An 11,556-nucleotide genomic window follows, 5' to 3' on the forward strand; every position below is an offset into this window, starting at 1 on the left:
CGGAACAGCCCCGGGCCGCCCCCGAGCGGCCCCGCAGCCGCCCGCCGCGGTTCCGGAGCGGCCCCGCAACGGCGCCCGCACCGCCCCCGGAGCCGCCCCCGCAACAGCCCCGTCCCGGAACCGGTCCCGCACACAGCCCCGACCCGGTTCACTCCACGAACAGCCCCCGCTCCGCGGCCTTCGCGTCGAACTCCTCCAACCGCGCCTGAGCGTCCGGCAGCGCGTCGCACATCGCCTCCAGCAGCACCCGCCCGAGCAGCATCGGCGAGCACGCGGTGTCGAAGGCGAGGCCCGTGCCGACCGCCGCGGGCAGCAGCAGATCGCTGTGCCGGGCCACCGGGGCGAAGGCGCTGTCGGCGACGGTGACCACGGTCAGGCCCACCCCCCGGGCGTACTCCAGGCCCTCGACGACCTCGCGCGGATGGCGCGGCAGCGCGAAGCACAGCAGCGCCGTCGCCCCCGCGCGCTGTGCCGCGTCGACGCGGTCGGCGAGCATCGTGCCGCCCTCGTCGAGCAGCCGGACGTCCGGATGGACCTTGCGCGCGAAGTAGGTGAAGCCGCCGGCCTGCGCGGAGGCGGCGCGCAGCCCGAGGACCGGCAGCGGGCGGGAGGCGGCGAGCAGCCGGCCGGCCCGGACGACGGGGGCGGGGTCGGCCAGCAGCGCGGCGAGGTGGCGCAGATTGTCGATCTCGGCCAGTACGGCCTGCTGGTACTCGTTGTACGACCCCTTGTCCGCCTCGGGCCCGGCCGGGGCGACGTCGCGCAGGTGCTTGCGCAGCGCCGGATAGCCGTCGAAGCCGAGGGCGACCGCGAAGCGGGTCACGGACGGCTGGCTGACGCCCGCGAGTTCGGCCAGTTCGACGCTGGAGAGGAACGGCGCGTCCGCGGCCCGCCGCACCATGCAGTGGGCGATCCGCCGCTGGGTCGGGGTCAGCCGGTGTCCCTCGAACAGCGCCTGCAGCCGAGCGGCCGTCGAGGTGCCCGAGCCGCCCGGCGCGCCCGGTGACACCACCGCGGTGTCCTCGCCCACCGGCGCCACCCCCGCACCGCCCGCCCCGTTGTCCGTACTCATCCCGTCCTCCTGACCCTCGTACCCTGGTCCCTCATGCCCCCGCCGGCCGCCCCGCCAGCCGGTCGAGCAGGCGCGCGGCCACGGCCACATCCTCCGTCAACGGCCGGTCCTCCATCCGAGGATCGAGCACTTCCGACGCCAGGGCGAAGGCGGCCCCCACCGGCAGCTCCGGATCGGGCTCCAGACCTCGCTGGCGCAACGCCCTTACGGCCGCGACCAGTTCACAGCCCAGCACCAGCCGGTAGTGGTCGGCGACCCGGAGCGTCTGCCGGGCGCCGAGGGAGGCGAAACTGGCCTGTTCCTCGACCCCCCGCGAGAGCACGGCGTGGCCCAGCGAGGCGGGGGGGGAGACCGCCCGCATCTCGCCGAGGGCCGCCCCCGCCGCGTATTCGAGGATCATCACCCCCGAGCTGGCGGGTGCGGCGTCGCCGAGGAAGGGGCGCAGCCGGGTGAAGTCGGGTTCGCTGAGCGCGGCGAGCCGGGCCGTGGAGAGCCGGGCGGTCTGCAGCGCGGCGAGCCGGAAGTGGTCGAGGGCGAGGGCGGTGTGCGCGGCGTAGAAGTTGCCGTGGTGGTAGGCGGCCTGGTCGGCGGCGCTTATCAGCGGGTTCTCGGCGGCCGCGTTGAACTCGACGGTCAGCACCCGCTCCAGCGCGTCCGCGGCGTCCAGCGCCGGTCCGTGGATCTGCGGCAGACAGCGGAAGCCGTACGGGTCCTGGATGCGCCCGAGCGGCGGGGTGGGCCGGGCCGGGGCGCCGAGCAGGGCGCGCATCCGGGCGGCGGCGGCGACGGAGCCGGGGTGCGGCCGGGCGGCGTGGACGGGTTCGGCGTACGCCTCGTACGAACCGCCGACCGCGATCAGCGACAGCGCCGCGACACAGAGCGAGGCGGACAGCAGCCGCCGCAGCTCGGTGAGGGCGAGCGCGGACTGGCCGAGGGTGAGGGCGTTGCTGCTGATGAGCGCCAGAGCGTCATTGCTGTCGAGCGCGATGGGGCCGGGGGCGCGGCGGCCCGGGTCGGCCTCGGTGAGGTCCCAGGGGTGCTCGCCGACGAGGGCGAGACCGGTCTGGGCGAGCGCGGCGAGGTCCCCGGTACCGACCGCGCCGTATTCGTTGACCACCGGGTGGGCGCCGCTGTCGAGGCCCTCGACGAGCGCGGTGACGACGGCCGGGCGCAGCCCGGCGCCGCCCGCCAGCAGCTGATTGGCACGGACGGCCATCATGGCGCGCACCTCACGGGCGGGCAGGGGTGCGCCGATCGCGCCGGCGTGGCTGCGCAGCAGCCGCAGCCCGTGGTCGGAGTCGGCCGGGCGGACGTCCTCGGTGCGGTTGGCGCCCACACCGGTGCTCCGGCCGTAGACGCGGCCGGTGGCGGCGAGCCGGTCCGCGGTCTCCCAGGCGCGTTCGGCCAGGGCGAGTGCGGTGGGGTCGGGGGCGGCGGGCCGGCTGAGGCGGTCGGCCAGGCGTACGACATCCAGGACGCGCAGGCTCCGGCCGTCCAGCGTGATCCGCGCGGCGGCGCCGTCCGCGCCGTCGGCCGTCGCGGCACTGTCATCCAGCATGTGAGACAACATCCAGGACAACCCCTCTCGAACCCGCCCTTTCCGGGCCAGCCATCAGGCATTCCATCCCGCATCGCGAGCAGAAGTAACCGGTGATCCAAGCAGACCTATTGACTTCTATTCACTCGCCTATGACTGTGCATGACCATATGCAGACAGGGCAAGGGGAAGCGGATGATCAGCTTCAAGGACGTCAGCAAGCACTATCCGAACGGCACCACAGCGGTGGACCACCTCAGCCTCGAACTCCCCGAAGGGGGCATCACGGTCCTCGTCGGCTCGTCGGGCTGCGGCAAGACCACCACCCTCCGCATGGTCAACCGCATGGTCGAGCCGAGCAGCGGCACGGTGAGCGTGGACGGGCGTGACGTCCTCGAAGCGGACGCCGCCGAGCTGCGGCGCGGCATCGGCTATGTGATCCAGCAGGCCGGGCTCTTCCCGCACCGCACCATCCTGGACAACATCGCCACCGTCCCGCTGCTGCTGGGCTGGGGCCGCCGCAAGGCCCGCGCCCGCGCCGCCGAGCTGCTGGAGCTGGTCGGGCTGCCCGCCGACTCCGGCAAGCGCTACCCGCACCAGCTCTCCGGCGGTCAGCAGCAGCGCGTCGGGGTGGCCCGCGCCCTGGCCGCCGATCCGCCGGTGCTGCTGATGGACGAGCCGTTCGGGGCGGTGGACCCGGTCGTCCGGACCCAGCTCCAGAACGAGCTGCTGCGGCTGCAGGGCGAACTGCGCAAGACGGTCGTCTTCGTCACCCACGACATCGACGAGGCGGTACGGCTCGGCGACCGCATCGCCGTCTTCCGCACCGGCGGCCATCTCGTCCAGTGCGCACCCCCCGCCGAACTGCTGGCCGCCCCCGCCGACGACTTCGTGGCGGGCTTCCTGGGCGCCGAACGCGGACTGAAGCTGCTCTCCCTGTCCACCCTCGCCGACGTACCACAGCAGCCCGTGCCCGCCGACGGCGAGCGCTGGCGGCTGGTCACCTCCGGGCGTGGGGAGCCGCTGGGCTGGCGCGACACCGAGGGGCCGGACGGCGACCGGGCCCCGCTGCTGCCGGTGCGCCCACTGCGGGACGGCGATTCGCTGCTGGCCGCCCTGGACGAGTCGCTGGCCTCCCCCGCCGGGCTGGTGGCCCGCGTGGACGCCGACGGCGTCCTCACCGGGGTCACCGGGCGCGACCGGATCCACGAGCACGCGGGACGCCGCCGCGCGGAGGCGAGCCGGGCGGACGGGGGGCGCGCGGAGGCAGGCCGGGCGGAAGCAGGCCGGGCGGACGCGGGCCGGACGGAGACAGGCCGCGCGGACGCGGGCCGCACGGACGCGGGCCAGGCAGACGCGGGCCGGACGGACGCGGGCCAGGCAAATACAGGCCACACGAAGGCAGGCCGGGCGGACGTCCCTGGGAACGCCCCAGGAAGCGCGCCCGAGGCCGACGATGTTCCGGACGTGACCGCGTGACCATCGACTGGGGCTGGTTCCCCGACCATCAGGACGACCTCGTCACACTCACCCTCGACCACCTCTCCACCGCCGTCCCCGCCGTCCTCCTCGGTCTGCTGATCGCGCTGCCGCTGGCCGTGATCGCCCACCGGGTGCGGCCGCTGCGCGGACTCCTCCTCGGAATCTCGAACGTCCTGTTCACCATCCCCTCCATCGCGATCTTCGTGCTGCTGCTGCCGGTCACCGGACTCACCCGCACCACCGCCGTCACCGGGCTGACCATCTACACCCTGGTCGTACTGCTCCGGAACACCGTCGAAGGGCTCGACAGCGTCCCCGCCAAGGTCCGCGAGGCGTCCACCGCGATGGGCGCCCGTCCGCTGCGTACCCTGCTCACCGTCGAGCTGCCGCTCGCCTTCCCGGTGATCATGGCGGGCGTACGGGTCGCCACGGTGATGGCGATCTCGCTGGTCAGTGTGGCCAGCTACATCGGGTACGGCGGTCTCGGCCAGCTGTTCACCGACGGCTTCCAGCGCAACTACCCCACCCCCGTCGTGGCCGGAGTCGTCCTGTCCCTGCTGCTCGCGCTGGTCGCGGACGCCGTGCTGGTCACCGTCCAGTGGCTGTGCACCCCGTGGCTGAGGAGGCGTGCCTGACATGATCGAACTGCTGCGTGACCTCGTCCGCTGGCTGACCAGCGGCTCCCAGTGGTCCGGGCCCGACGGCATCGCGACCCGCCTCCTGGAGCACCTCCAGTACTCGCTGCTGGCCACCCTCGTCGCCGCCGCCCTCGCCCTCCCGGTCGGACTGCTCATCGGGCACACCGGGCGCGGCGCGTTCCTCGCCATCAACCTCTCCGGATTCGGGCGGGCGCTGCCGACCGTCGGCCTGGTCACCCTGGTCTTCCTGGCCAGCGGGCTGAGCATGTGGCCGGTGTACGTCTCGCTGGTCGCGCTCGCGGTCCCGGTGATCGTCACCAATACGTACGCGGGCATGGCCGCCGTCGATCCCGAGGTCAGGGACGCGGCGCGGGGCCAGGGCATGCGCTGGTACCAGGTGCTGTTCCAGGTCGAGCTGCCCCTCGCGCTCCCGCTGATCATGACCGGGCTGCGGCTGGCCTGCGTCCAGGTCGTGGCCACCGCCACCATCGCCGCTTACGTCAGCTTCGGCGGGCTCGGCCGCTATGTCTTCGACGGGCTCGCCCAGCGCGACCTGGTGCAGGTGCTGGGCGGCGCGGTGCTCGTCGCCGTCCTGGCCATCGCCCTGGACCTGGCGCTGGCCGAGGTGCAACGCCTGCTGTTCCGCAACCGCCCCCCGCGCGCCCACGCGCACTGACGACCGACCGCCCAGGCGGCCCACCGCCCAGAGGGACCCGCCACCCCCAACAGGCCCACCGACCCGAACGACGCACCGCCCGAACCGGCCCACCACCCCAGGGGACCCACCACCCGAGCGGCCCACCGCCCCAGGACCCACCACCCCAGCGGCCCACCGCCCCAGAGGACCCACCCCCAGCGGTCCACCGAGCCGGGCGGCCCGCCACCCCGAGCGACTCATCGACCCACTCCGATCCGAGGAGACGACCCCATGAACCGCAGGAAACTGCTCGGCGGCCTGCTCGTCGGCGCCTCCGTGCCCGCGCTCGCCGCCTGCGGCGGCGGTATCACCTCGCTCAAGGGCGACGGCGGCAGCGGTGGCTCGGGCGGCGGCAGCAGCGCGGGCGGCCTGGTCATCGGCACCGCCAACTTCACCGAGAACCAGCTGCTGGGCTATCTGTACGCCGAGGCGCTGCGCGGCGCGGGGGTCAAGGCGAGCGTCCGGCCCAACCTCGGCTCCCGCGAGATCGTCATCCCCGCCCTCCAGCAGGGCGACATCGACCTGCTCCCCGAGTACCAGGGCAACCTGCTCCTGCACTTCGACGACAAGGCCGCGCAGACCGAGGCCGGGGACCTCCAGAACGCCCTCACCGTCGCCCTCCCCAGCGGCCTGGAAGCGCTCCCGTACGCGGCCGCCGAGGACAAGGACGTCTTCTGCGTGACCAGCGGGACGGCGCGGAAGTACGGTCTGCGCAGCTTCACCGATCTCGCCGCGCGGAACGGCGAGCTGGTCTTCGGCGGCCCGGCCGAGGACAAGAAGCGCGTGGTCGGCCTGGTCGGCCTCAAGGACCGCTACGGCGTCACCTTCAAGGGGTTCAAGGCCCTCGACGCCTCCGGCCCCCTGGTCAAGGGCGCGTTGAAGAAGGGCGACGTCGACGTCGCCAACCTCTTCTCCACCGACCCCGACATCGAGGCCAACAACTGGGTGGTCCTCGCCGACCCCAAGGCGCTCATCCCCGCCCAGCACATCGTTCCCGTCGTCCGCGCCGCCAAGGCCGACGCCAAGGTCCGCAAGGCCCTGGCCCGCCTCGGCGGCGCCCTCACCACCCGCGAACTGGCCCGGCTCAACAAGCTGGTGAGCAACGACAAGAAGGACCCGGACGAGGTCGCCGCCGACTGGGCGAAGGACCACGGCCTCGCCAAGCGCTGAGCCGAGGCCAGAAGCCGGAGCCGGTCCAGGGGCCGCCCCAGCGCCGTCCCGGCGTCGTCCCGGACCGGCCCAGGGGCCGGTCCGGGACCCGTCCCGAGGCTCGTCCCGAGGCCCGTCCCGGGGGCCGGGGCTCAGGCCGGGGGCAGCAGCTTCTTCTGGGGCTTTCCCATGGCGTTGCGCGGAAGCGCCTCCAGGAAGCGGACCTTGCGGGGGCGCTTGTGGACGGAGAGCTGGGCGGCGACGAAGTCGATCAGCTCCTGCTCACCGATGCCGTCGGCGACCACGTACGCGACGATCTCCTGGCCGAGGTCGTCGTGCGGGGCGCCGACGACGGCGGCCTCGCGGACGGCCGGATGGTCCAGCAGGGCGTTCTCGACCTCGCCCGCGCCGATCCGGTAGCCACCGGACTTGATCATGTCGGTGGAGGCGCGGCCCACGATGCGGTGGAAGCCGTCCGGGTCGATGGCGGCGATGTCGCCCGTCCGGAACCAGCCGTCCTCGGTGTACGAACCGGCCGTGGCCTCGGGCCGGTTCAGATAGCCGTCGAAGAGGGTCGGACCGGTCAGCTGGAGCTCACCGATCTCGGCGCCCTCCTCGGTGGCGATCCGGGTGCGGATACCGGACAGCGGGGTGCCGACATAGCCGGGGCGGCGCTCACCGTCGGCCCGGGTGCTGATGGTGATGAGCGTCTCGGTCATGCCGTAGCGCTCGATGGGACGCTGTCCGGTGAGCCGCTCCAGATCGCGGAAGACGGGGGCGGGCAGCGGGGCGCTGCCGGAGACCAGCAGCCGGGCGGAGGCCAGGGCGCGGGCGGAGTCCGGGTCCTGGACGGTCCGGTTCCAGACCGTGGGCACACCGAAGTAGAGGCTGCCGCCCGCCGCCGCGTACGCCGCCGGGGTCGGCTTGCCGGTGTGCACCAGACGACTGCCCACCCGCAGCGGGCCCAGTACGCCGAGCACCAGCCCGTGCACGTGGAACAGCGGCAGACCGTGGACCAGGGTGTCCTCCGCGGTCCACGCCCAGGCCGCGGCGAGCCCGTCCAGGTCGGCGGCCACCGCCCGCCGGGAGATCAGCGCGCCCTTGGGCGCCCCGGTGGTCCCCGAGGTGTAGAGGATGAACGCCGTGGAGTCCGGGTCCGGCTCCGGCTTCGTCCAGGCCGCCCGCTCGGCCGGGTCCACCGGGACGGTCTCCACCGGGGCCTCCACCGCCTCCCCGGTGAGCAGCAGGGCGGCGCCCGAGTCCCGCAGTATGTGGTCGCGTTCGGCCGGGCCGGAGTCCGGCGGTACGGGCACCACGGGCACCCCGGCCAGCAGCGCGCCGACCACCGCGACCACCGTCTCCGGGGTGGGGGTCGCCCGGACCGCGACGACCGGCGCACCGGCGATGCGGACCGCCACCGCGCCCGCGGCGCCGAGCAGTTCCTCGCGGGAGAGGGCGCGGCCGCCGACGCTCAGCGCGTCGGGGCGGTCGCCGCCGGGCGCGGCGAGAGACGTCAGGAGAGGTGCGGTCACTGAACTGACTCCTTCCACAGCGGGCCAGGGATACCTTTGCGCCCGCTCTTCTTCCGGTGGGCTGGTTCCGGGGGCTAGCCCTACCGACAAAGCGTCCCCGCGACCGTACCGTCATTGACCATGGACGCCCGTGACCCGGATCTGAAAAAGGAACTCGACGCGGCCCTGCAGACCCGTAAGGAGCTGGGCGCGGAATACGAGTCGGAGCTGGTCGACTCCTTCATGGAGAAGGTCGAGCAGCGGTTCAACGACACGGCGGACCGGCAGGTGCGCCGCCAGCTCGCCGAGCAGCAGATGGCGACGGCGCGCGGCACCCGCCCGTACGGCACCGGCACGGGGCCGGACCAGGCCCACGGCCTGGGCGTCGGCGAGCGCTTCGCCTTCGTCGGGGTCTCCCTGGTGCTGGCGATCCCGCTGTCCGCGATCGGCGTGGTGAACGCGGGCCTGTCCGGTCTGCTGATCACCTGGGCCGGGATCTTCGGCGTCAACGCGGTCCACGCGGCGGGGGCTCTCTCCTGGCTGCGCCGAGGCCGGAAGCCCGAAGGGAGCGGGGACTGAGAAGCGGGGACCGGGAGAAGTACTGCGCGGGGACCGCCGCACCCCGGTGCTGGGCACCGAGGGCGGGACGACGGCGGTCCCCGCGGGGGACGCGGGCCGGGTCAGGGCCGGGCTTCCGCGTCCAGGCGACCATGGAGGTCCGGGAGCCGCTCCGGAGGTCCTGTCGCCTCATCTCGGGTGTCGGTGTCGTCCTTCCGACGCCCACTAATCTGCCGGAGCTGTGTTAACCCTGTGCTGCGGGCGCGTGACACGTTCGTACCACTTGCCCGAAGGGCGGTCGGGGACCCTTACTGGCCCTCACTTCGGGCTGTTGGCCAGGTACGCCAGCAGGTCCTGCCGGCTGACCACCCCGCTCGGCTTCCCCTCCACCAGCACGATCGCCGCGTCCGCCGCCCCCAGCACCGCCATCAGGTCCGCCACCGGCTCGCCGGAGCCGACGTGCGGCAGCGGCGGGCTCATGTGCTTCTCCAGCGGGTCGGTCAGCTGCGCGCGCCCGGCGAACAGGGCGTCCAGCAGTTCGCGTTCCACCACCGAACCGATGACCTCGGCGGCCATCACGTCCGGGTGCCCGGCGCCCGGCTTGACGATCGGCATCTGCGAGACGCCGTACTCCCGCAGCACCTCGATGGCCTGGCCCACCGTCTCCTCCGGGTGCATGTGCACCAGCGAGGGCAGCCCGCCCTGCTTGCCCTGGAGCACATCGCCGACGCGCACCGAGGGGCCGTCCTCCTCCAGGAAGCCGTAGTCGGCCATCCACTCGTCGTTGAAGATCTTGGACAGATAGCCACGGCCGCTGTCGGGCAGCAGGACGACCACCACATCGTCCGGGCCGAGCCGCTCGGCGACCTTCAGCGCCGCGACGACCGCCATCCCGCAGGAGCCGCCGACCAGCAGCCCCTCCTCCTTGGCCAGCCGCCGGGTCATCTGGAAGGCGTCCTTGTCGGAGACCGCGACGATCTCGTCCGCGACGGTCTGGTCGTAGGCGGTCGGCCAGAAGTCCTCGCCGACTCCCTCGATCAGATACGGGCGGCCGGAGCCGCCGGAGTAGACCGAGCCCTCGGGGTCGGCGCCGATGACCCGGACCCGGCCCTCGCTGGCCTCCTTCAGATAGCGGCCGGTGCCGGAGATCGTGCCGCCGGTGCCGACACCCGCCACGAAGTGGGTGATCTTCCCCCCGGTCTGCTCCCACAGCTCGGGGCCGGTGGACTCGTAGTGGGAGAGGGGGTTGTTGGGGTTGCTGTACTGGTCGGGCTTCCAGGCACCCGGCGTCTCGCGGACCAGGCGGTCGGAGACGTTGTAGTACGAGTCCGGGTGCTCGGGGTCCACCGCGGTGGGGCAGACCACGACCTCGGCGCCGTAGGCCCGCAGCACATTGATCTTGTCCGTGGACACCTTGTCCGGGCAGACGAAGACGCACTTGTAGCCCTTGCGCTGGGCGACCATGGCGAGACCCACGCCGGTGTTGCCGGACGTCGGCTCGACGATGGTGCCGCCCGGCTTGAGCTCACCCGAGCGCTCGGCGGCCTCGATCATCCGGACCGCGATCCGGTCCTTCACCGAGCCGCCGGGGTTGAAGTATTCGACCTTGGCCAGGACGGTCGCCCGGATGCCTTCGGTCACGGTGTTGAGCTTCACCAGCGGGGTATTGCCGACCAGCTCAATCATCGATTCGTAGTACTGCACGCCTGCTCCTGGTCCGGTTCCGCGGGATCTCCGCGTCGGTACGGCCGCCGTCGCGGAGGCCGTGCTGTCAGCTTATTGCGCGTCCCGCCCTTCGACCGGCGCGTTGGGACGAAGCCTGCACGGGGCAACAAGCTGTTAGCAAGGCGTACAAAGGAGTGAGAAGCGCGTGCGCGTGCGGACGGAGGTGGGCTGGACCCATGTCGATGTCGAGGGCGAGGGTGGCGCGGCGGATCGCGGCCGCGGCGGCGTACGGGGGCGGCGGGATCGGGCTGCTGGGCGGAATGGCCGCCGTGCTGGTGCTCACCGAGGTGTCCCACGCGAAGCGGGTCGTGGGCGGGTCCGAGGACCCGCCTCCGCGGGCGGACGGCCGATATGGCTTCGCGTTCGCCCGCAGGACCGGCCAGCCACCACTGCGGCTGGCCTTTCTCGGCGACTCCACGGCCGCCGGACAGGGCGTCCACCGCCCTAGTCAGACACCGGGCGCGCTGCTCGCCTCGGGGCTCGCGGCGGTCGCCGAACGCCCGGTGGACCTGCGGAACGTGGCCCTCCCGGGGGCACAGTCCAGCGATCTGGAGCGCCAGGTCACGCTGGTGCTGGAGGACCCGGAGACGCTCCCCGACGTCTGCGTGATCATGATCGGCGCCAATGACGTCACCCGCCGGATGCCGCCCGCCACATCGGTGCGGCTGCTGTCGGACGCGGTGCGCAGACTGCGCGAGAGCGGCTGCGAGGTGGTGGTGGGCACCTGTCCCGACCTCGGCACGATCGAGCCCGTCTATCAGCCGCTGCGCTGGATCGCGCGGCGGCTCAGCCGGCAGCTGGCCGCCGCGCAGACGATCGGGGTGGTCGAGCAGGGCGGACGCACGGTCTCGCTGGGCGACCTGCTCGGCCCCGAGTTCGCGGCCAATCCGCGCGAGCTGTTCGGCCCGGACAACTACCACCCCTCGGCGGAGGGGTACGCCACGGCCGCGATGGCCGTTCTGCCGACCCTGTGCGACTCACTGGGCCTGTGGCCCGAGAAAGCGCCGGAAACGCTCGACGAGGGCATCCTGCCGGTCGCCACGGCGGCGGCCGAGGCGGCCGCGGAAGGCGGCACCGAGGTCACGGCGGCCCGCGGCCCCTGGGCCCGGCTGCTGCGCCGCGACCGGTCCGCCACGGAGGAGCCGGCGGCCGTGCCCTCCCCGGCACCCCCACCCCCCACCCCCCGC

At 73.3% G+C, this 11,556-nt stretch carries 10 protein-coding genes; 6 read left to right on the plus strand and 4 right to left on the minus strand.

Annotated features, from left to right (window positions below; all coding sequences use genetic code 11):
- Positions 1 to 148: 148 nt before the first annotated feature.
- Positions 149 to 1,072: a MurR/RpiR family transcriptional regulator gene (locus AXW62_RS21780; protein ID WP_060946019.1), complete on the minus strand. Its 924-nt coding sequence runs from the start codon at positions 1,070 to 1,072 to the stop codon at positions 149 to 151.
- A gap of 31 nt (positions 1,073 to 1,103) precedes the next feature.
- Positions 1,104 to 2,642, minus strand: a complete 1,539-nt coding sequence (locus tag AXW62_RS21785) for an aromatic amino acid ammonia-lyase (protein ID WP_060946013.1) — start codon at positions 2,640 to 2,642, stop codon at positions 1,104 to 1,106.
- Between the two features lie 162 nt (positions 2,643 to 2,804).
- Here AXW62_RS21785 and AXW62_RS21790 point away from each other — a divergent pair, with 162 nt between their 5' ends.
- The 4 genes from AXW62_RS21790 (at position 2,805) to AXW62_RS21805 (ending at position 6,596) form a co-directional block, all read left to right on the plus strand.
- Complete coding sequence (locus AXW62_RS21790) at positions 2,805 to 4,088, plus strand: ABC transporter ATP-binding protein (protein ID WP_169808162.1); 1,284 nt, start codon at positions 2,805 to 2,807, stop codon at positions 4,086 to 4,088.
- A complete protein-coding gene (locus AXW62_RS21795; RefSeq protein ID WP_030837208.1) occupies positions 4,085 to 4,726 on the plus strand; it encodes an ABC transporter permease in 642 nt (213 codons plus the stop codon). Before AXW62_RS21790 ends, AXW62_RS21795 begins: the two co-directional genes overlap by 4 nt.
- A 1-nt stretch (position 4,727) precedes the next feature.
- Positions 4,728 to 5,405: an ABC transporter permease gene (locus AXW62_RS21800; RefSeq protein ID WP_060946014.1), complete on the plus strand. Its 678-nt coding sequence runs from the start codon at positions 4,728 to 4,730 to the stop codon at positions 5,403 to 5,405.
- A 252-nt stretch (positions 5,406 to 5,657) separates the two neighbouring features.
- Positions 5,658 to 6,596, plus strand: coding sequence for an ABC transporter substrate-binding protein (locus AXW62_RS21805; protein WP_060946015.1), 939 nt, complete (start codon positions 5,658 to 5,660; stop codon positions 6,594 to 6,596).
- 131 nt (positions 6,597 to 6,727) lie between these two features.
- On the opposite strand, the gene AXW62_RS21810 is transcribed toward AXW62_RS21805, so the two are convergent.
- On the minus strand, positions 6,728 to 8,107 hold the full coding sequence (locus tag AXW62_RS21810) for an acyl-CoA synthetase (protein ID WP_060946016.1): 1,380 nt from the start codon (positions 8,105 to 8,107) through the stop codon (positions 6,728 to 6,730).
- 120 nt (positions 8,108 to 8,227) lie between these two features.
- On the opposite strand from AXW62_RS21810, the gene AXW62_RS21815 reads away from it, so the two are divergent.
- Positions 8,228 to 8,665, plus strand: coding sequence for a hypothetical protein (locus AXW62_RS21815; protein WP_060946017.1), 438 nt, complete (start codon positions 8,228 to 8,230; stop codon positions 8,663 to 8,665).
- A gap of 297 nt (positions 8,666 to 8,962) precedes the next feature.
- Here AXW62_RS21815 and AXW62_RS21820 read toward each other — a convergent pair whose 3' ends face one another.
- Positions 8,963 to 10,348: a cystathionine beta-synthase gene (locus AXW62_RS21820; protein WP_060946018.1), complete on the minus strand. Its 1,386-nt coding sequence runs from the start codon at positions 10,346 to 10,348 to the stop codon at positions 8,963 to 8,965.
- Positions 10,349 to 10,545: 197 nt separating this feature from the next.
- Here AXW62_RS21820 and AXW62_RS21825 point away from each other — a divergent pair.
- Positions 10,546 to 11,556: SGNH/GDSL hydrolase family protein (locus AXW62_RS21825; RefSeq protein WP_063817630.1), on the plus strand; the 1,011-nt coding region annotated here is incomplete at its 3' end.

The organism is Streptomyces hygroscopicus subsp. hygroscopicus (assembly GCF_001553455.1).
In the GTDB taxonomy this organism is placed as follows: domain Bacteria; phylum Actinomycetota; class Actinomycetes; order Streptomycetales; family Streptomycetaceae; genus Streptomyces; species Streptomyces hygroscopicus.

Coding starts and splice junctions, on each gene's coding strand:
- AXW62_RS21780 (WP_060946019.1), bottom strand. CDS start 1,072: ATGAGTACGGACAACGGGGCGGGCGGTGCGGGGGTGGCGCCGGTGGGC.
- AXW62_RS21785 (WP_060946013.1), bottom strand. CDS start 2,642: ATGTTGTCTCACATGCTGGATGACAGTGCCGCGACGGCCGACGGCGCG.
- AXW62_RS21790 (WP_169808162.1), top strand. CDS start 2,805: ATGATCAGCTTCAAGGACGTCAGCAAGCACTATCCGAACGGCACCACA.
- AXW62_RS21800 (WP_060946014.1), top strand. CDS start 4,728: ATGATCGAACTGCTGCGTGACCTCGTCCGCTGGCTGACCAGCGGCTCC.
- AXW62_RS21805 (WP_060946015.1), top strand. CDS start 5,658: ATGAACCGCAGGAAACTGCTCGGCGGCCTGCTCGTCGGCGCCTCCGTG.
- AXW62_RS21815 (WP_060946017.1), top strand. CDS start 8,228: ATGGACGCCCGTGACCCGGATCTGAAAAAGGAACTCGACGCGGCCCTG.